The 20,145-nt window shown below is 45.3% G+C and carries 17 protein-coding genes; 3 read left to right on the forward strand and 14 right to left on the reverse strand.

The features are described from left to right. The first annotated feature begins 201 nt into the window (after positions 1-201). The gene (locus tag MKZ16_RS23905) at positions 202-1,044 is read left to right on the forward strand and encodes a DNA-binding protein (RefSeq protein WP_141118619.1); all 843 of its coding nucleotides are present in this window, start codon (positions 202-204) and stop codon (positions 1,042-1,044) included. An 85-nt stretch (positions 1,045-1,129) separates the two neighbouring features. Here MKZ16_RS23905 and MKZ16_RS23910 read toward each other — a convergent pair whose 3' ends face one another. The 3 genes from MKZ16_RS23910 to uxuA form a co-directional block, all read right to left on the reverse strand. After that, positions 1,130-2,113 carry a hypothetical protein gene (locus tag MKZ16_RS23910; RefSeq protein ID WP_339814792.1) on the reverse strand — a complete coding sequence of 328 codons (984 nt, stop codon included), beginning with the start codon at positions 2,111-2,113 and terminating at the stop codon, positions 1,130-1,132. 421 nt (positions 2,114-2,534) lie between these two features. Next, entirely contained in the window at positions 2,535-4,145 is a 1,611-nt protein-coding gene (locus tag MKZ16_RS23915) for a mannitol dehydrogenase family protein (protein WP_076106082.1), read from the reverse strand. Further along, entirely contained in the window at positions 4,146-5,222 is a 1,077-nt protein-coding gene (gene uxuA, locus MKZ16_RS23920) for a mannonate dehydratase (RefSeq protein ID WP_038572722.1), read from the reverse strand. Between the two features lie 219 nt (positions 5,223-5,441). Here uxuA and MKZ16_RS23925 point away from each other — a divergent pair, with 219 nt between their 5' ends. Then, the gene (locus MKZ16_RS23925; RefSeq protein ID WP_036683283.1) at positions 5,442-6,095 is read left to right on the forward strand and encodes a GntR family transcriptional regulator; all 654 of its coding nucleotides are present in this window, start codon (positions 5,442-5,444) and stop codon (positions 6,093-6,095) included. A 158-nt stretch (positions 6,096-6,253) separates the two neighbouring features. Here the strand turns inward: MKZ16_RS23925 and ascB are convergent, their stop codons facing one another. The 11 genes from ascB to MKZ16_RS23980 form a co-directional block, all read right to left on the reverse strand. Further along, positions 6,254-7,714 (reverse strand): 6-phospho-beta-glucosidase, encoded by a 1,461-nt coding sequence (ascB, locus tag MKZ16_RS23930; RefSeq protein ID WP_076106084.1) that lies wholly within the window; start codon positions 7,712-7,714, stop codon positions 6,254-6,256. A gap of 18 nt (positions 7,715-7,732) precedes the next feature. Then, a complete protein-coding gene (locus tag MKZ16_RS23935) occupies positions 7,733-9,031 on the reverse strand; it encodes a PTS transporter subunit EIIC (protein ID WP_036683289.1) in 1,299 nt (432 codons plus the stop codon). A 3-nt stretch (positions 9,032-9,034) separates the two neighbouring features. Further along, positions 9,035-9,340, reverse strand: a complete 306-nt coding sequence (locus MKZ16_RS23940; protein ID WP_036683292.1) for a PTS sugar transporter subunit IIB — start codon at positions 9,338-9,340, stop codon at positions 9,035-9,037. Between the two features lies 1 nt (position 9,341). After that, positions 9,342-9,680, reverse strand: a complete 339-nt coding sequence (locus tag MKZ16_RS23945) for a PTS lactose/cellobiose transporter subunit IIA (RefSeq protein ID WP_038572728.1) — start codon at positions 9,678-9,680, stop codon at positions 9,342-9,344. Positions 9,681-9,709: 29 nt separating this feature from the next. Next, a complete protein-coding gene (locus MKZ16_RS23950) occupies positions 9,710-11,632 on the reverse strand; it encodes a BglG family transcription antiterminator (protein ID WP_076106086.1) in 1,923 nt (640 codons plus the stop codon). Positions 11,633-12,025: 393 nt separating this feature from the next. Next, positions 12,026-13,456: a YfcC family protein gene (locus MKZ16_RS23955; protein ID WP_076106089.1), complete on the reverse strand. Its 1,431-nt coding sequence runs from the start codon at positions 13,454-13,456 to the stop codon at positions 12,026-12,028. 2 nt (positions 13,457-13,458) lie between these two features. Further along, positions 13,459-15,039 (reverse strand): amidohydrolase family protein, encoded by a 1,581-nt coding sequence (locus MKZ16_RS23960; protein WP_076099846.1) that lies wholly within the window; start codon positions 15,037-15,039, stop codon positions 13,459-13,461. Between the two features lie 90 nt (positions 15,040-15,129). Next, a complete protein-coding gene (locus MKZ16_RS23965) occupies positions 15,130-15,843 on the reverse strand; it encodes a GntR family transcriptional regulator (protein WP_038572768.1) in 714 nt (237 codons plus the stop codon). A gap of 97 nt (positions 15,844-15,940) precedes the next feature. Beyond that, positions 15,941-16,753, reverse strand: a complete 813-nt coding sequence (locus tag MKZ16_RS23970; RefSeq protein ID WP_038572770.1) for a fructoselysine 6-kinase — start codon at positions 16,751-16,753, stop codon at positions 15,941-15,943. 16 nt (positions 16,754-16,769) lie between these two features. Beyond that, on the reverse strand, positions 16,770-17,738 hold the full coding sequence (locus tag MKZ16_RS23975; RefSeq protein ID WP_038572772.1) for an SIS domain-containing protein: 969 nt from the start codon (positions 17,736-17,738) through the stop codon (positions 16,770-16,772). Between the two features lie 441 nt (positions 17,739-18,179). Continuing rightward, the gene (locus MKZ16_RS23980; protein ID WP_076106092.1) at positions 18,180-18,698 is read right to left on the reverse strand and encodes a TetR/AcrR family transcriptional regulator; all 519 of its coding nucleotides are present in this window, start codon (positions 18,696-18,698) and stop codon (positions 18,180-18,182) included. A gap of 153 nt (positions 18,699-18,851) precedes the next feature. Between MKZ16_RS23980 and MKZ16_RS23985 the strand changes: the two genes are divergently transcribed. After that, positions 18,852-19,877, forward strand: coding sequence for a 2-dehydropantoate 2-reductase N-terminal domain-containing protein (locus tag MKZ16_RS23985; protein ID WP_038572776.1), 1,026 nt, complete (start codon positions 18,852-18,854; stop codon positions 19,875-19,877). Positions 19,878-20,145: the final 268 nt, after the last annotated feature.

Consider the following 20,145-nt stretch of genomic DNA (forward strand, 5'->3'; position numbering starts at 1 on the left):
CAAACATTATTCCTCCAACAATAGAAACTTAAGGAAGATAATATGGGCTGGATCTATTTTGAAAATTATTAATAAAGACCCTTTTAACCTTATGTAACGTGATGGAAATCACATGATTTAATGTAAAATAAATGAATAATTTAGAAATGAAATACAATTATCTTAATCGATGCATGATATGCTCTAGAAAGGGAGATAGGATTGAAGTTGGATTTGGAAGGGTTGAATGTGGATTCCTTGATTCAGATGCTTAAGGCATCATTTTCATTTGAAAATTGGGATGCCATGATTGAAATTGCAGACAAGCTACATGAACAAATTTCCGTCATATATGAAAACAATAGTAACCTCATAAGAGGTCCTAAACTGAAACGGAGTATCCCCTATTATTTTGGATATAGCTCATGCGCAAAAGGTATAGCACTACAAAAATCCGGTAAGTTTGACGAGGCAAAAATATGTATTCAGAAGTATGCTGACCTGGGCTGGATAGTAGGTTTAGATGAAGAGGGTATTAATGAAGTCGAATATTACCGCAATATAGCAAAAGCCAATTCATACGTTATCGATCTGTTGGAAGGCAAAATGGGAGTCCTACATAAATACGTTGAGTTTATTAGAAAAAGTGATGATGAAGAGTTATTGCCGGGACTCATTACAATCTTAGAATCTTCGATAATACATGATTATTCCGTTGATTGGATTCTGAAGGAATTCAAAATCAATGTTGATGACATAGGAGAACATGAGACTATTGTGAATATCAGATACCATGAGGATTACATTTATCTGCTGGCGATGTATTACTATAAACAAGAGAATATGTACGATACAATCAACACTATTCTAGAAATCTTATTATTAAGCATCAAGCTAGACGATGATACAGGCTTCAAAAAATCAGCAGCGCTCTTTGAACTCCTTAGAGACCACGCCGATCAATCACAACTCAAAGTACATCACAATATCATGAAAACAATAATCGAAAAAGAGTTTACTAGGTCCTTCAGCTCGCGAATCGAGTTCAGCAATTTACACAGTTAACGATCACGGAGGTCGTCGTTGATTGGATTATAAAGTTGGCTATAAAAAAGGAGTGGTTCTCCGGTTAATGGGCGGAATCACTCCTTTAAGGTGTATTGATCCGGACCGGTCCGCTCGATCCTTTGCTTTCTGCGGGATTTATGCCGTTTATTTCGCCACATTCGCTCGATCCGCTGCATTCTGCGGGATTTTTACCGCTCATTTCTCCGCATCCGCCCGATCCGCTGCATTCTGCGGGATTTATACCGTTCTTTTCGCCACATCCGCTCGATCGACTGCATTCTACGGGATTTATACCGCTCATTTCGCCACATCCGCTCGATCGACTGCATTCTGCGGGATTTATCCCGTTCATTTCCCCGTATTCGCCCGATCCGCTGCATTCTGCGGGATTTATACCGTTCCTTTCCCCGCATCCGCTCCATACGCTGCTTTCTGCGGGATTTATCCCGTTCATTTCGCCACATTCGCTCGATCCGCTGCATTCTGCGGGATTTATACCGTAGATTTCACCGTATTCGCTCGATCCGATATATTCTGCGGGATTTATCCCGTTCATTTCGCCACATCCGCTCGATCGACTGCATTCTGCGGGATTTATACCGCTCATTTCTCCGCATCCGCCCGATCCGCTGCATTCTGCGGGATTTATACCGTAGATTTCTCCGTATTCGCTCGATCCGGTACATTCTGCGGGATTTATCCCGTAGAATTCTCCGTATATGCTCGATCCGTTGCATTCTACGGGATTTATACCGCTCATTTCACCGTATTCGCCCGATCCGGTACATTCTGCGGGATTTATACCGTAGATTTCACCGTATTCGCTCGATCCGATATATTCTGCGGGATTTATCCCGTTCATTTCCCCGTATTCGCCCGATCCGGTACATTCTGCGGGATTTATCCCGTAGAATTCTCCGTATATGCTCGATCCGGTACATTCTGCGGGATTTATCCCGTTCATTTCACCGTATTCGCTCGATCCGGTACATTCTGCGGGATTTATACCGTAGAATTCTCCGTATATGCTCGATCCGGTACATTCTGCGGGATTTATACCGCTCATTTCTCCGTATTCGCCCGATCAGCTGCATTCTGTGGGATTTATCCCGTTCCTTTCGCCACATCCGCTCGATCCGCAACATTTTAGGGCATTAATGCCTCTATTGTCTCCGCAACCACTCCATCCGCCTCATTCTACGGTATAAATCCCGCTTCCTTTTCGCCGCTTCTACTCCAGCCGGCCTTTCTGCCCGCCCCACAATATGGTGTTGAACCCCCTCAAAATTCGTCGCTCAGTTGACGAACACCGGTTATTCGCCATGTTTTTAGTTTAACTTTCGTTCTTCTCATTTTATATAAGATTCTTTTCACACTTTGTTTGGATTTTTTAAAATCATACAAAAAAAGCCCCGATTGATTGCCTAGGGACTTTTTTTGCTTTATTTTCTCCTATATTAAATCAAATCTACTTAACTACCTAGCTTTCACTTCAAATAGTTCTCTAATGTTCTCCGTACCGCTCCTGGGCCTGCCATCATTTCCTGGAACATAACCTCAATCTTATCGCCTAGACCAATTGCGTACAACGGAACCCCAAAAAGTCGCTCATCTTCAAGAATGGGGCGCACACTTGCGGTTTGGTCTCCAAGCGAAACTCCTTGCAGGTAACCTTGCAGTGTTTCTAGTAACGGATCTGAACTCAATGTGAAGACCTCTCCAGCATCATTCACTCCAAGTAAGTAACGACACCACACCGCGATAGCTAGTGGAATCGCTGTTAGCTGCGCTGGATCGAGCTCCTCCCGTCGAATATAGGATTTAATAGTTTCACCGAACCGTATACCCACCTTCTGCGAAGTGTCTGTAGCAATCCGCTGTGGAGTATCGGGGATAAATGGATTGGCAAAACGCTCCGTAAGGACTTCGTCCAGGAACTGCTTTGGACTGAGAATTCCTGGGTCCACTACGACGGGCAGACCTTCTTTGTAACCGATTATCTCCACAAACCTCCGCAAAGTATCATCCTTCATCTCATCCGCGATCAAGGTGTAGCCAAGCAGACAACCGGAAACAGCAAGCGCCGTATGCAGCGGATTAAGGCAGGTCGTTACTTTCATCGTCTCCACCTTGTTGACTGTCTCCCGGTCCGTAAAAATAATTCCGGCTTCCTCTAGTGGTGGACGTCCGTTCGTAAAGTTGTCCTCCACTACAAGGTATTCGCTAATCTCGGCATTTACGAAAGGAGCGGTATATGTGTTTTTGGAGGTAATGATTACATCCATATCACCAATTCCCTGTTCCAGAAGCGCGGCCTGTACACTCTCCGAAGGACGTGGTGTGATTTTATCGATCATGGACAATGGAAAGGTTATTAATCGTTCATCTTCCAGATAGCGCACAAAGTCTTCCACAACAAGTCCTCTTTGGGCCCATTCCTTAGCGATGGACACGACACCGTTTTTCAGCTTGTCGCCATTGTGTGAGCAGTTATCCATACTGACAAAGGTCATCGGATATTGGCCTTTCAGATATCTTCGATAAGCAAGCGAAGCTACAATACTCATGACATGAACAGGATGCTCCGGTCCGCTCTCGATATCCTTTTCCACAATGCCAAGATATTTATCGTGCGGATCCGTCAACGAGTATCCCTTCTCCGTGATGGTGAAGCTGGCCATTTGCAGGCTCGGATTCTCGAACACCTCGATCAATCGGCGGTACTCCGCTTCACGGTTTTTGTCCGCTGCAATTCCCTCCACAATACTGCTTACTACTCTTTTCTGAAAATCACCACGAGCATTCATCAGCACTAAAAGGGTCAGATTGTCGTAAGGCTTGTAGACTCTATCAATCATTTCGAAATCAAAGGTTTCCACCGCAATAATACCTGTATCCGACTTCCTGCCATCCAACAGCTTCTGATGAGCATTTGCCACGAATCCCCTGAAAATATTACCTGCACCGAAATGAATCCATTCCGGTTTAAGCTGTGTATTGTTTGCTACCTGCTCATAGTCGAACTGTGGAAGCTCCACTCCAGCAGCTTTCCAAGCTGCTTTTTCCCCTTGGATACTGCTTCTGGTCAGATGCAGCATTTATTTTGCCTCCTTGACGTTGTCCAAGCTATCCCAGACACCAAGCAAATACATGATGCCCATAGCTCTATCATACAAGCCATAACCCGGGCGGCAGTTCTTCTCTTCCCCCCACAGATGACGCCCGTGATCCGGACGTACATAACCAATGTATCCGTTCTCATGATAGGCTTTGACCACCTCGGCCACATCAACGCTTCCGTCACGCCCACGGTGCGACACCTCAATGAAATCACCGTTCTCAAATACCTTCACATTGCGGATATGTGCAAAATGAATACGGTCATGGAACTCGCGGATCATCGCTGGCAGATCGTTATCCGGATTCGTGCCGAGTGACCCTGTGCAGAATGTCAAACCGTTGTACGGGCTGTCCACCAAATCCAGAAAGCGGCGGATCATATCCCGATTGCGGATAATACGCGGCAGTCCAAAGATCGGCCAAGCCGGATCATCCGGATGAATAGCCATCTTGATGTCCACTTCCTCGCATACTGGAATAATGCGTTCCAGGAAATACTGGAGGTTGTCGAACAGTTTATCTTCCGTCACATCCGCATAAGCCGCAAACAGCTCATCTAGCTTCGCCAGCCGCTCCGGCTCCCAGCCCGGCATCGTGAACTGTCCAGCTCCCTTAAGAATCCGGTCCACCATCTCACGCGGATTATCGGTAATGGCAGCCTTTTCATAAAAGAGGGCATTCGAGCCATCAGGCAACTCTTTATACAGCTCTGTGCGGGTCCAATCGAAAACAGGCATAAAATTATAGCAAATCACCTTAACGCCAACCTTGGCGAGTTTACGAATGGTGTCGATATAAATATCGATATATTTATCACGGGTCGGCAAGCCGATTTTGATATCATCATGAACGTTGACGCTTTCTACTACAGCCGTGCTGAAACCCTTACTGGTGATTTGATCCGCCACTTCTTGGATCCGTTCCATTTCCCACACTTCTCCAGCTACTTTCTCGTGCAAAGACCAGACAATCCCCATTACACCCGGAATCTGCCGAATATGATCCAGCGTGATATTGTCATTGCCCTCGCCGTACCATCTCCACGTCATGTTCATTGATAAACCCTCCTGTGAATTCGTTTTCATCTATCTTGTATACAAGATTTACTTGATCATAGAATAAGAACAATTCTTTGTCAATCACAAATTCATCAGGAATTTTATCATAAAAACAAGGAATTTCCACCCTATTTTCATCTCGATAATTTTAATGAACGAACTTATCATGTATACTAGTACTGTATCTGTCATCAACAATTGAAAGCAGGAACAGAAATGTCAATCAAAGCTGAAATTCTAAACACACTGAAGCAAGAAATCCTCACGCTGGCGTTAAAGCCAGGTACCATTCTAAGTGAAACAGCCTTGTCTGAGCGGTTTCAGATTTCACGTACGCCGTTGCGTGATGTTCTCAAGCAGCTTGCACTGGAATCTTATACCGATATCTACCCGAAAAAAGGTAATATTGTGTCCTTTATTGATCTAGAATCTGTTGAACAAATCACATACTTGCGTTGCACACTGGAAAAGGAGATCCTCAAGGATCTTTCTGCACAGCTTTTACTACCCGGGGTGCACGAACTGAAGGAGATTCTTAAGAAACAAAAAGAGGTCATCGGGCAGGAGAATGCTGTAGATTCTTTCCTTAATTTAGACGACGAGTTTCACCGGGCCTTGTACAGGCTTGCTGGACGTGAGTATCTGTGGACTCTGATCCAGCAGTCGAATGTACATTATCTCAGGTACCGCAGACTGCACATGCTCAAGACCGACAAGCTGGAAGAAATCTGGAGCGAACACCAATCCATTCTTGAGCTTATGGTGCAAAAGGAAACCACCAATATCGGTCCGCTAATCCACCACCATCTTCGGGAAGATATTCATTCACTGGACTTTCAGGAGAACTTCTCGGAATACCTAAAAAAATAGTCGGCCAAAAAGCGGCTTGCCCATAAGTTAAGTGCCTTCCCGGATAAAACTTCGTTATAAGAAGAAACTCACAAGCTTCCTATTCCTTATTAAAAAAACAAAAAAACCTTGATTTCTCAAGGTTTTCATAAAAAATGAACAAGGACTATAACACCACACTAATAGCTTAAATCTGCACCGTTAGAGGTTATGACCTTTTTGTACCAGTAAAAGCTGTCCTTACGCAGACGCAGCAGCGTTCCATTGCCTGCATCATCCTGATCAACATAAATGAAGCCGTACCGCTTGCGCATCTCCGAGGTGGAAGCCGAGATCAGATCAATACAGCCCCAGCTGGTGTAGCCCATTAGCTCCACGCCATCGGCAATGGCTTCCGCCATCTGCTCAATATGCTGTGCCAGATACTCTATCCGGTATGGATCACGGATAGTGCCATCCAGTTCGAGTACATCTGCAGCACCCAGACCATTCTCTACTACGAACAAAGGAAGCTGGTAGCGGTCATGCATCTCCTTGAGCACAAACCGCAGCCCCTTTGGATCGATCTGCCAGCCCCAATCGGAAGTTTTCAGGAAGGGATTCTTCAGCCCTGAGGACAGGTTACCTTCCGTGGTGGCCGTGATGCTCTCATCCACACTGACTACTGAGGACATGTAGTAACTAAAGGAAAGAAAATCTACAAGATTGTCCCGCAGCAAAGCTTCGTCCCCCGGCAACATGGTTATTGTCACTCCATGCTGCTCCAAATGCCGGCGGATATAAGAAGGATAATAGCCTCTAACCTGAACATCGGAGCAGAACATTGCCATTTGGTTCTCCGCTTGCGCTTTCAGTACATCACCGGGATGACAGGAATATGGGTAGAGCAGCTTACGGGCCAACATGCAGCCGATCTGGAACTGCGGATTGATCTCCCGGCCCCGCTTAATCGCAAGCGCACTGGCTACAAACTGGTGATGCAAAGCCTGAAAAGCAACCTGCTTCTCATTTGACTTGCCATCCAGAATAATCCCTGCGCCCAGAAACGGCGCTTTGAGCGTACAGTTGATTTCGTTGAAAGTCAGCCAATACTTCACCTTATCCTGGTAACGGGTGAACACAGTTTCCGCATAACGGACGAACAGTTCAACCAGTTCTCTGGATTCCCAGCCGTTATATTTGGTGACTAGGTGCACAGGCATTTCATAATGGGAAATGGTGACCAGCGGCTCGATATTATATTTACGCAACTCATCAAAAACATCGTCGTAGAAACGCAGTCCCGCCTCGTTGGGTACCTGCTCATCGCCATTCGGATAAATACGTGGCCAGGAGATGGACATACGGAATACCTTAAAACCCATCTCAGCGAACAAGGCGATATCTTCTTTGTAGCGGTGGTAGAAATCAATCCCTCTGCGTTTGGGGTAATTTCCCTGATTATCATCCTGTATGGCCTCTTCTAGCTGTGGACCGGACATGGACAATAGCTGCTCCAGGCTCTGCCGTTCCTTAGGAGGACAATATTTGACTACATCAGCAGTGGACAAATCCTTGCCGCCCTCATTATATGCGCCTTCGACCTGATTGGCGGCTACCGCACCGCCCCACAGGAAGTTTTCCGGAAATGGATAAGTCATCGGTTGAGCCTCCTTTTATTAATTGGTGGCAGCGGTTGCTGCCGCTTTAGCTTCAGCCTGCTGCTCTTGCTCCAGCGCTTCGGCATCGGCTTTTTTAAAGAATGGATAGTAGATCATGAAGCTTGCACCAATCATAACCAGCTGGAACGCACTTACGCGCCAGCCCCCGTTCATCCAGCCATTAACCAGCACCGGAATGCCCAGCGGCACCTGAATCCCGTGCAGCACAGGAAGGATACCCAGCGTCGTCAGAAGAATCGCCAGACCACTACTCACCAGCGGAGTCAGGATAAACGGAATCATAAACCGAACATTCAGCACCAATGGCATCCCGAAAATCACCGGCTCATTGACACCGATCAGACTTGGGATAATTGCCAGTTTACCAAGTGTCTTATAACGTGTAGATTTGGCGAACAACATCGCAATAATGAGACCTAACGTTGCCCCCGCACCACCGATCAGTACATAAACCGGGAAGAACGGTGAACCAATGATATGCGTACCTTCCACACCTCTTTGGTAAGCGTCCAGATTCTCAAGTCCCAAAGCCACCCAAATCGGGCCGACAACGGAATAGACTACCAAGGTGCCGTGAACTCCAAAGAACCACAGCAGGTGAATTACGAAGATGCAGATCAGCATCGCCCACCAGGTACCCCCCAGACTAGTCAGTGGCAGCTGGATAATCGAGAAGACAAACTCGTGCATATTGCCATATTTCGTTGCGGCGAAAATCGCCGTCAGCACTAGCATCAGAACCGCTACGATAAAACCAGGCGTAAGCGCGGCAAAAGATTTCTCGACCGTGGGCGGAACACCCTTCGGCATTTTGATATAGAATTTCTTTTCCAATACAAAGGTATAGATCTTACCTACCAGCAGTGCCAGGATGATTGCCACAAACAATCCCTTGGCGCCCAACCAGGAGTAACCAAATGCTTTGGTCACACCGTCATCCAGCAGTCCTTTTGGTGTAACTAGCAAGAAACTCATCAGCGCCAAAATCCCTGCCGAAAAGCCTTGCTGCTTATGTTGGGTAGCGAAATTATAAGCGATGGAGAACACCGCGTAGAGTGCGATCAAATCAGTGGTTACGGTTGCCGGAATCGAAGTATAAGTTTTGAGTCCAGTGCTTTCCAGGAAATTCTGATAAGGATCAAGCTTGAGTGCATTAATCAGGGAAAAAATAGCGCCCAGAATCAATATTGGCATCAAGGCCATCAGACCGTTGGAAATAGCGCTGATATAGGTGTTTTTTTGGATTTTCGTGCTGACTTTCTGGATCTTGGCTCTCCATTCTGCGCCGCCTGCCATGACTTAAGCCCCCTTCTCCATCAGTTCAAGTGCTGTAGCCAGCACCTTGTCCCCATCCATCATGCCATAGTCCATCATATCGATCGTAGTTACTGGAATGTTCGGATATTCTGCGGCCAGATCGCCTTCGGCGTGTCCCATTTGTGGTCCAAGCATAATGATGTCAAAAGGCTTTTGATCGGCGATATCACTCTCCGCCACTGCATCAATAACCACTTCAACCCCTTGTGTCCGTGCCGATTCTTTCATCCGTTCCACCAGCATACTTGTCGAGAATCCGCCTGCACAGGCGAGCAATATTTTTTTCATCTTAGTTCACCGATCCTTTCAATTCTAGTTCGAGTGCTTTGCGTTCTTTGATTTCTTCGATCAATTCCACAGCCAGTTCTCTAACCGTCAGGGCATTCATCAAATGATCCTGCGCGTGAATCATCAGCAGCGTAATTTCTGTCTTTTCGCCCCGGCCTTCAGCCTGGATCAGCCCCGTTTGCACTTTGTGTGCTTTGGTCAGGCTGGTCTTGGCGTTCTTAATCATCTCGCCCGCTTCTTCCAGGTTTCCGGCGCGCGCGGTTCTTACCGCTTTTAGGCTAAGGCTTCTAGCCTCTCCGCTGCTGGCAATAATCTGCATAATCGTTTGTTCATAATCCATGGGTTCTCCACTCCGTATCGTCATTTTATTTATAGTAGGTTCTCTATCTCATTCATAAATTGCTCATAACTATTCGTGTTTAGCAGCCGGTTACGGCTGTCTTCCTTCTCCATTAGAACCAGTAGCAGCTTGCTGATCTCTTTGTGCAGGAACAACTGCCCCGGACCCAGATTGATCAGAAAAATCAACTGGACCGGCTTCCCCTCATAGATCAGCGGTTTCTTCAACACGGTTACACTTATACAGTCGCGGATCGCGCTCATCCGCATCGGATGCGGGCCGGCCACCCCATTTTTGTAAATGGTGGTGAATTTCTGCTCTCTGAGCAGCACTTGTTCAGGGAAATCGTCAGCTGCATAATGATTGCCCACGATCTCCCGGCAGCGCTGCTTTAACAGCTCCATGTAATCTTCGTCCGAACCAGACAGATGGAACAGCTCCCTGCGGAACAAATCCTTGAAATCCATCAGCTTGTAGGACGGTTCTGTACGATTAATCTGCAAAGACAATATTTCTTTGATCCGCTGAATCTCTTGATCATCCAGCAGCTGTTTGATATGGATCACCGGTTTTTCCTTAATCTCTGTTGCCAGCGGTACAGTAGAGAGAATCAGATCCACAGGCTTGCTGCTGATCTCCTCCACCTCCGTAATGGAGGCTGTGATCACCGACGCTTTGGGGAATACCGCTTCCAGCTTCAGCCGGATTAACTGGGCACTGCCCCCTCCCGTCGAGCAGATCACGGCAATCCGCTTGAACTTCTCCAGATTGCGCTGCTGCATCCGTTCCAGATGGGTGGCAAAATGCAACGCGACATACCCTGCCTCATCGCGCGACATCCGAAACCCGTACTGCTCCTCTACAATCTCAGCGAAACGGAAGGAAATGACGAACACATTGGCATACTGGCTGTAAACATCCTCCACCAATGGGTTGCCGAGCTGAAGATTGTAATACAACCGGTTCAGCAGCGGGAACATATGCAATAGAAGCGCTTCGCGCAGCTCGTGATCTTGAGTGAATCCAGTGAGGAACTCGCGGTCCAAGCGCTCCAGAATAGCCGTAATTCCCTCCCGCAGATGCGATTTGGTCTCTTCCGACATCCGCTCCATAATGGTCTTACCAGAAATGTGCAGCGCCAAATAATCAATCTCATCCGCCGGAAGCTTAATCCGGTAGTGAGAGGAGATAAAATCTGCGATGCTCCTAGCAATATCCTGATACAGCGGCTCAGGTGTTCCCTGCAAGGCTTGACCAGCCACAATGAAATTGTGCTTGGAAACCCGGTATAGAAGAATGAACAGATGGGTCAAGATATTATCCAGAAACACATCTGAGATCTTCAGTTCTTTTTCCTTGAGGATTTGCAGTAGAAATCCCTTAAGCTGCTCAGCATCAAAGTCCTGACTGAAGGCATGAAAATCCTCCGTATGCTGCAGCGTATGACCCGATTGCAAGATAAAGTAAGAAAAGGCTTTGCGGAAGTCTTGCTCTTCCCCCTCGATTTTCATGCCATAATGAGCCCGACGTTTCAAGTTAAGCCGGAAAGCGGCCAGTCGCTGCTCTACTTCCTTCAGATCAGAAATAATGGTAGAACGGCTGACGCCGATTTCTTCCGCCATGTTATCCATAGACTGATAGCCATCGTTCTGCAAGAGATAAAATAGCAAATACTGCTGGCGTGACTGCTTATTATCTAGATCCACCTGATCCAGCTGCAGCATTCCTTTTTCCTGGTAGCTACTGAATTTGGCTTCATCACCAATCTCCAATAGATAACCCTGGCCGCGGATCATGCGGATACCAAAACCATTCGCCTCTCCTGTTTTGTCGAGTGCACGGATTACGTCACGGAGAGTCCGTTCGGACAACCCCACTTCGGCAATCAGCTCACTCATGCGCACAGGACTCTTGCGGGTATATAAAATATTAACAATCGTATATTCTCTCACCTTAAATTCCCTCATTTGTGATACTAGTATCGGATGAAGCACTCAGCTGGTTATGAATACATCATACGTGGAAGCGTTATCTTCTGAACAGTTTGTATTCTGCTGTTTGGAACGGCAGAAACTGACGGATAGGTAAATAACGGATTAAATTCTTAGCATACATTATTTGTGGCCACAAATCAGGAGGAAATATACAACAAAGGGGAGAGTGCCGATTAATTGTTAAAATAAACAAAAATAGATTAGTTAGGAGGACGATTCATCTTCTACAGATGGGATGTGAGGGGAATAGGATTAATATATAGAGTCAAAAATCCCAAGGTCAGTATGACCTTGGGATTTTGATTATCTTCTGCGGGGAATCCCGCATGGCTTTGCAATATTTTTTATCCACTACATGCCTACAGCTGAGGAAACTGCGGCAAAGATTGCCGCCACCAGCCAAAGAATCGGAAACAGCTTGAGAATTACCTTTAACCATTGTCCAAAATTGATCCGGGCGATGGCCAAACCTGCCAGCAGCACACCGCCTGTTGGCGAAATGAGATTCGTTAATCCATTTCCAAATTGGTATGCGGTTACTACTGCTTCGCGGTTAACACCCACAAGATCGCCTAATGGTGCAAGCACAGGCATCGTCAAGGCCGCCTCTCCTGATGAAGAAGGGACCAAGAACGTAATAATATTATGCACGACCAGCATGATGGTGGTGAACAAGTAATTCGGCAAGCCCTCAAGCATAGTAGCCAGCCCATTCAAAATGGTATCGATAATCATCCCGTTCTCTGCAACGACGAGGATCCCCCGGGCCAAACCGATAATCACGGCAGCGTAGATAAATTCTCCGCAACCTTTAACAAAATTCTCGGCAATTTCCTTCTGACTCATCCGGGTGACAATCCCCGAAAAAATCCCAAGTGCAAAGAAAAGCGCTCCGATCTCGGTCATATACCAGCCTTTGCTCAGTATTCCCCAGACAATTAGCCCCAAGGTAAAGATGAAGCCTCCAATAATTAATTTATCCCGGTTCGAGAAACTTACATCTATCCCATCGTTCTCCTTGATGAAGTGTTGGCGGTTTAGAATATCATTTTGGAATACCGCTGATTTCTCCGGATTCTTCTTCACCCGCTGCGCATACCACATCGTAAAACCAATCGATATCGCAGTAAAAACAACCCATTCAATAAATCTGAGCCATAGCTGTGGATTTCCCTGCACCCCTGCTACGCCTTGCGCAATCAATACAGAGAAAGGATTAACGGTTGATCCGACATAGCCGATCTGTGTTCCGAGAAATAGAATGAGAATCGCCGTCATGGAGTCAAAGCCCAAGGCAAACATTAACGGTATAAAAATGGCATAAAGCGGAATGATTTCTTCACTCATTCCAAAGGTTGAACCCCCCAGGCTGAAAATCACCATGGCTATCGGAATCAGTAATATCCCTTTACTTTTGAGTCTTCCGGCTAGAGCCATCAGTGCCCGGTCAATCGCCCCAGTCTGCAGAATAATTCCAAAAGCTCCCCCTACAATCAGGACGAAGGCGACGACATCAGCAGCATTGATGATTCCTTCTAACGGCGCACTGGCAATTTGGGCAAGTCCTTGTCTCAAATCCCCTTGCTCACTGATTTTGGGAACGGTATGATAGGTTCCCGGGATAATGGCTGTTCTGGAGGAACCATCCACCAGCACTTCCTGACGGTCAAATTGGCCGCTCGGGACAATCCAGGTTAATCCGGCAATAGCCACGATAATCAGAAAAATCAATGTATAACTATGAGGAAGGGACCATTTTATTTTACGTTTAACCGTTTCCATTTCTACCCCTCGTTCCTGGCAGCATCATAGGTGATTTGACCGGCGGTAATTGTCAAAATCACACGTGCATCTCTAATCTCGGTTGCAGCTGTATCCAGAAGATTACGGTCAAATACAGCGATATCAGCAGCTTTTCCAACTTCCAAGGTTCCTGTACTTTCCATACCGCAATGTCTGGCCCCGTTAATCGTCCAGGCCTTTAGGACTTCTGATGCCGGCATCCCCTGCTCGGAATTCCAGCCTCCCGGAGGGGATCCATCAGGGAACAACCGAAAAGAAGCCGCATACAGCGAATCAGGAACACTGGTGAGGAAAAGCGGCAAATCTGTACCTATCGTAATCGGTACATTGGCCTCAAGCATGGACTTGTAATTATAAAACCGGCTTTCATTCTCTTTTCCGGCCACAGCAGCCATATAAGCATCCTCATAAGAAGGATTTAAGAGCAAGATCTGGGCATATACCTCGGCAAAAATCCCGTTCTCCCCCATCCTCTGAATGTCTTCGGGATGTGGATATTCCAAATCGCTGATTGAATGCCTAATCCGCTGTGCTCCCCGGTTACGATTGCAATCTTCGATCATGTCTACTGCCTTACGAATTGCTGCATCCCCCTCAGCCGTTAGACAACATTTAATTCCATGGCTGTCTGCTGCCCGAAATGCCTCTTCTAACCCTTCGTAGTCAACTGACTGCAAGTTTGTAACACCTGGCATATCCGCATAAGGCTCCAGCATATCTCCCGTATGATCAGCTACCACACCATCCAACATCAGCTTATATCCCTGAAACCGAAGAAATTCTCCTTGATAACGCTCTTTGTACTGCAAACCCGTGGAAATATCAAGCGGCTGCAATACAGGTTCAAGCGCAAAATGGACCCGCAACGGCAGCTCTCCCGTTGCTTCCAGCTCTTCAAGGACCGGCAACAAACCGCTATGCCTGTCAAAGCCTATATCTTTTATCGAAGTGACACCCCGTTTAGCAAGCATTCGGGCAAAGTCCAAAAACTCTTGTCTGACTAATTCCTGATCCTGCATCATGTCATGAAGGAGGAGGGCGCGTGATTCCGCGCTGCATTGGTCAGGGAGAAACTGATACTTATCCTGAGCAAACTTGTTCATCCAACAATAGCTTTTCGTCAGATTAATGGCGATTACAGCCCATTCAGTAAAAGCTTCGTCTAATAAGCTTTGCCCTGGAAGCTCGCCCCAACACTCTTCACTCCACCCGTAAGCGTATACATTTTGCTTTGAGGGTATTTTTTCTGCTTCTTGTTTAAGCAACTCTAAAGCCTCTTGAATTGTAGCGACATTCGTCAGATCCACTCCACGGTGCATGGACATGTAACCGGTAAAAAAAACATGGTTATCATGTATACCAGGCATAATGAACGCATCCTTCAGATGATGAACAAATGTTGCCGGTCCTATCCATTCCTCTGCTTCTGCCGGGATTCCAACCGCGACGATTCGCTCCCCTTGCAGGGCAATAAATGCCGGTGAAGCGCCATCTTCTATTCCTGTAAATACTGCATTAGACAACAGTACCCGATCTGCAAAACCATGTTTAACTGCTTCCATGATTTCAACGCCTTTCTGCCGATTAATAATACGACTTATAACGTTATATCGAAGCTTCTGCTTCCCGCTTACCGCAAGAAGCAGAATGAATTATAAAGTAAATTGATAACGGTCACCGATAATGTACTGCTTGCCTACATGAACCGGCTGACTGTCCTGATCATAAATAATAGTGTTCATATAGAACAAAGGATCACCAATGGGAATCTCCAGTAATTTTGCTTGCTGTTCATCAGCCAAGGTGATTTGCAACACCGTTTCTCCCGGCTGATTGGGATCAATATGATAACGTTTCCGCAGCAGCTCATATACCGATCCTTCAAGCTTTTCATCCATTAAGAAAGAAAAACGGTCATACGGATAATAGTTATTTTCCAGCATTAGGGGTCTTTCGCCAGCATATCTTTTACGTTGAATATATAACACCGGTTCACCCTGCTGTATTTGCAGCCGCTCCGCGGTTTCTTGATCGGCTTTAAGTTTAGTTCTCTCCGTAACGACGCTGTGTGATGAAACACCATTGGCTTTGCAGGCCGCCGTAAAACTGATGACATGCTCAATCTTGCGGCCGATCTTTTGTGCGTTGACAAAAGTGCCCTTGCCCTGGCGTTTCGTCAGATATCCCTCATTCACCAATTCCTCTATAGCTTTCCTAACAGTAATTCGGCTGACATTATATGTTTCACTAAGCTCAATTTCAGTAGGAATTTTATCTCCTGAACTAAAGGTACCGTTCGCAATGGCGGATTGGACCGCTTTTTTCAATTGAATATATAATGGCTCTGCCTGCTCTGAATTTAACATGATTTACCCTCACTTGTTATATAACGTTATATTACTCTATTGTTAGAGTAACAAACGATCCTCTTTTTCACAAGCAAAGATAAGTACGCATCCGTTGTTAATAAGAAGCCCCGAATCCAAAGGAACCTTCCACCATACAGCTCTTGGCAGCTAATCTGGAGCCTTCCCGCATAGCAGCTTGAATATCACCATCCTTAATCATACTCATTAAAAAGGCAGTAATATAAGAGTCGCCTGCTCCCATCGTATCAACAGCCTCAATAAGCTCAGGGGTCTGATAATAAAAGCTTGCTCCATCATAGGCAATGGATCTGTCTCCCCCGCGTGTTGCCACCAATACTTGGCCTTCTCTTCTGCGTTTAGTCTCAATAAAATTCTGCGTCTCTTCATCCGTCATATGGCTGCAGGAAAAGAAAGCAAAATCCGCATTGCCAATATACCGTTCTACCTGCGCATCCTCGAAGTCATCGGAGAAATCAAAAGAGAGGGGAATTCCCAGTTCATTCAGCTCCGCAAGCAAATGTCCGGTGTGACTATAAAGCCCTGTATGGATGATATCAAACCCGCGGATATATTCTCTGTCGGCTTCACTCAACGCTATTGGATTCAGTCTCGTAACCCCGCCTTCGTTGCTGCCCAGAAATACCCGTTCCCCATTCTCTAAGGTTACCCGTGCACATCCGTTCTCTCCGCTATGATGTCTGCAATGTGAGATATCGATTTCCAGCTGCTGCAGCGTATTTTCCACAAGACGTGCCTCGTCATCATCGCCGAAAACACCGAGGAAAGCCGCGACAGCTCCTTCACCTTTGGCGAAAACACTAAAGTTGAGTGCATTGCCGCCGGGATACATCGTACGCTGATGAACATACTTGTCTACCACATTATCGCCAATACCTAGAGCTTTCATGGTTTTATCCTCCCGATTAGTAGGCTACTTTCCCCATATAACGGCGGGTTTCTAGCGGATGATTTCTCACCTCGGCAAGAGCCTCGCGATAGACACAAATGATACTGTAGAATAATACCGGATTAAAGAATTCCACAACTTCATCAGCAATTGTACCAATTCCCAGCTCTTTAGCATCAATCACTTCGACTTTCTCTGCATACTGATTCAGGAAAGTCCGTGCTCGTTCATCCAGCTCACGGGTGCGCCCTTCATTAATCATTAGGATGAATGGGGTTTCTTTATCCGTCACTTCAAAAGGACCATGGAAGAATTCACCGGAGTGAATCGCCGCAGCATGCAGCCATTGCATTTCCATCAAAGAACAGATTGCAAATCCATAAGCATGTCCGTACGAAGCTCCACTTGTCAAGATATAATAAAGCTCCTCATTACGGTATTTGTTGGCAAACACACGGGCACGTGGAGCGACCTGCTTTTTACCCTGGTTAATAATGCCATCGATGGCTTCCAATCCTTTTTGAAAAGCTTCAACATGCGCATACCCTTCAGCCGCATCTAACAATTGAGTAGCGAGATCCAGAATGATAGCCATCGGGTTATTTTTCACATTGCTATCATCTCCCCATTCATACAAGAAAGAATAATCAGAGTAATTCAGCAGCGCAGCTTCCTTGTTATGGGTTAGGCCAATGGTGTGCGCTCCATGCTGTTTGGCTACTTGCGCCGCAGCTACCGATTCCGGTGTATTTCCGCCATGGGAACAAACGATTACTACCGATTGTGTGCCCAGACGTTTAGGCAATGCATGAACAAACTCATTCGCCGTATAGAGCCCTGCTACCAGTTTCTTCGCTTCACTATCCAAAAAATATTTCGCGGGATACATATCAACCAGTGAACCCCCACAAGCTACAAAATATACCTCTGAAATCCCCTCTGCCACTTTTTCACGGATACTTTGAACAACCTGATTTGTATTCATTTGATTCTCTCCTTTGATATAACGTTATATAACGTATTGTTTACGAGATAAATATAACCGCTTTCAAAAATGCTGTCAACTACTAATTTATTCAGAATTCAACTCCAAAATATCTTCGGCAGCGACGATCTGTAATGCTCTGATTTTTAAAATAAAAAAATCGCATGACCTCAATATTTCATGAGAGTCATGCGATCTTCTGGTCAAGGATAGGACGGGGGTAGAACTCCTACGGTACTCACGTACCTCAGAATTTCAAGTCAAAGCTCGACAACAAATCCTTTAACCACATTGTTTAAAGGCACTTTTTTATATTATAAATCCTCTGGGTTCAGAAATTTGGAGATATGGCATGTTAACAGACTGTTGATATATAGTACATTATTACAGTAATTATTATATAGCTTCCTAAAATGCCACTCTTAGCGTGTTTTTTTCAAACTATTTGTTCTGATGACCCAAAGAATAAATTATATTAGCAATGGATTGCGGACTTTCTCCACCATTGGACTCGAGCCACTGATTAATGACTCCAATAGATCCATAAACCTTGTAAGTGAAAGAATAGTCCTTTAGAAAGGGTTCGTTCCAATTTTGTTCAAGTAAAACTCGTGTTAAAAATTCACTTTTTCCACTCTCTGAAATTAGAAGCTGATACATGGTTTTCTTATCTTGAATGATGTTTAAGAGTTTGACCATGGATTCTTCAGATGTGCAAGGACTGCCTCCTTCTTGTAATGCTTCCACCAATTCTTTATTAAATTCATTCTGCATCACTTCAAATAATTCAAAAGGATCTTTGTAGTGCAAATAAAAGGTGCCACGGTTGATATCAGCGTAGTTACATATTTCAGTGACCGTTATTTGAGGTAACTTTTTGGTTTCTAATAAAACCAGGAAGCTCTCTTTAATGAGATTAATCGTATATTTAGTTCTTCTGTTATTCTTGGTTCCAACCATACGCTCCTCCTGTTCTATCCTTTCAACATAATAGATGTAATCTGTTTACTTCATAACATTTACAAATATATTGATTATTGTGATTGTTCAGACGTGTAGATTATACTGACATCACGACATTAAATCAACACATGTCAAGGAGATGAACTAACCATGACAATCACTTCAGATAAAACAAACATTCTTATAGTAGGTGCAGGAGCAGTAGGTTTCTCTGTAGGTTACCATCTACATTTATCAGGCACCGATGTTACCTTTCTTGTACGAAAAGGACGAAAAGCAGACTTCGCTCCTCCTCAAAAACTATATTGCTATGACGATGATACATTGAAAGAATTTAGCAACTTTAATGTCATAGAAGATATAGAAGAAATAAAACCTCAGCAGTATCAATTTATTATTATTACATTGGACGGAAATGTGAGCCGTTCACCAGAAGGCGTAGCTACGTTATCCAAATTGGGAGGTGTCGTTCGTAATTCTAAAACTACGGTGATTATGAGTGCGTTTGGAAGCGGGATTCGTGAACATTACATTCAGTATATGAGAATTCCGGAAGACCAGCTGTTAAGAGGAATACTGGGTACGTTAAGTCATCAATCCAAGGCTGATTTGCCTGTGCATGCACCAACAGACCCCAAACTCATTAACCAAGCCATTGTCTGTTACAAACATCCGGCGAACAAGGTCGGTTTCCAGGTCGAGAACAATAATAAATCAGCTGCCAAACAATTTAGCGCACTGTACAATAACTCTGGGGTCTCACGCTGTGGTCAAGTAAGTCCGGCGATGTTCAATATTTACTCAAGTATCGGTTTTCCTGTGTACGCTGCTTGTGATATCGTAGGTTGGCCGAAATTCTCAGTCGTTATTGCAAATAAAGATCTTTGGCAGCTCGCTTGCCGTGCTCAGGGTGAAATAGCATCCCTGCCCAAGCATGGTCTAATCGGTAAGATTATGAGTTTTGTGATGGGGCCACGCATGACAGCAAAAATACATCTCAAAATGGAACAAGATATGCTGCCGCTAGATTATCAAGCATTCAATCGTTTCCATCATGGGGGTAAAGTGAAGGCTCAGGATGTAGAATCTCTACGGAATTCGATTGTAGAGGGAGAACTTCAAGGCCGGCAGATGAAGGCTTTAAAGGAATTATTGCAACGTGTTGAACATAATTAACATCCGCACAAAAAAACAGTATTTCATCAAAGATGAAATACTGTTTCCGCTCCGAACATTCATAATAGCGAATAACATTTTCCTTGTTCAGCTTGGAAGGTTACACTTTCGTCCTTTGCTGCCCGCTGGCTTCGTGCCACCCGTGCTGATATGCAGCATTCGGTCAGCCCGCTCTTCATCTAATTTAATCAGATACAGCAAAGGAGACTTATATTCTTCTACGCAAATTCTGTATTCCTAAGGTTTTCACTATGATGCCGAAGACGGG

The organism is Paenibacillus sp. FSL R5-0928, assembly GCF_037970385.1.
Taxonomy (GTDB): Bacteria; Bacillota; Bacilli; order Paenibacillales; family Paenibacillaceae; genus Paenibacillus_AQ; species Paenibacillus_AQ odorifer.

Excerpts from the sequence above, each read along its gene's own strand:
- MKZ16_RS23910 (WP_339814792.1), bottom strand. The coding sequence starts at position 2,113 with ATGAGCGGTATAAATCCCGCAGAATGTACCGGATCGAGCATATACGGA.
- MKZ16_RS23915 (WP_076106082.1), bottom strand. The coding sequence starts at position 4,145 with ATGCTGCATCTGACCAGAAGCAGTATCCAAGGGGAAAAAGCAGCTTGG.
- uxuA (WP_038572722.1), bottom strand. The coding sequence starts at position 5,222 with ATGAACATGACGTGGAGATGGTACGGCGAGGGCAATGACAATATCACG.
- MKZ16_RS23925 (WP_036683283.1), top strand. The coding sequence starts at position 5,442 with ATGTCAATCAAAGCTGAAATTCTAAACACACTGAAGCAAGAAATCCTC.
- ascB (WP_076106084.1), bottom strand. The coding sequence starts at position 7,714 with ATGACTTATCCATTTCCGGAAAACTTCCTGTGGGGCGGTGCGGTAGCC.
- MKZ16_RS23935 (WP_036683289.1), bottom strand. The coding sequence starts at position 9,031 with ATGGCAGGCGGCGCAGAATGGAGAGCCAAGATCCAGAAAGTCAGCACG.
- MKZ16_RS23940 (WP_036683292.1), bottom strand. The coding sequence starts at position 9,340 with ATGAAAAAAATATTGCTCGCCTGTGCAGGCGGATTCTCGACAAGTATG.
- MKZ16_RS23945 (WP_038572728.1), bottom strand. The coding sequence starts at position 9,680 with ATGGATTATGAACAAACGATTATGCAGATTATTGCCAGCAGCGGAGAG.
- MKZ16_RS23955 (WP_076106089.1), bottom strand. The coding sequence starts at position 13,456 with ATGGAAACGGTTAAACGTAAAATAAAATGGTCCCTTCCTCATAGTTAT.
- MKZ16_RS23960 (WP_076099846.1), bottom strand. The coding sequence starts at position 15,039 with ATGGAAGCAGTTAAACATGGTTTTGCAGATCGGGTACTGTTGTCTAAT.
- MKZ16_RS23965 (WP_038572768.1), bottom strand. The coding sequence starts at position 15,843 with ATGTTAAATTCAGAGCAGGCAGAGCCATTATATATTCAATTGAAAAAA.
- MKZ16_RS23970 (WP_038572770.1), bottom strand. The coding sequence starts at position 16,753 with ATGAAAGCTCTAGGTATTGGCGATAATGTGGTAGACAAGTATGTTCAT.
- MKZ16_RS23975 (WP_038572772.1), bottom strand. The coding sequence starts at position 17,738 with ATGAATACAAATCAGGTTGTTCAAAGTATCCGTGAAAAAGTGGCAGAG.
- MKZ16_RS23980 (WP_076106092.1), bottom strand. The coding sequence starts at position 18,698 with ATGGTTGGAACCAAGAATAACAGAAGAACTAAATATACGATTAATCTC.
- MKZ16_RS23985 (WP_038572776.1), top strand. The coding sequence starts at position 18,852 with ATGACAATCACTTCAGATAAAACAAACATTCTTATAGTAGGTGCAGGA.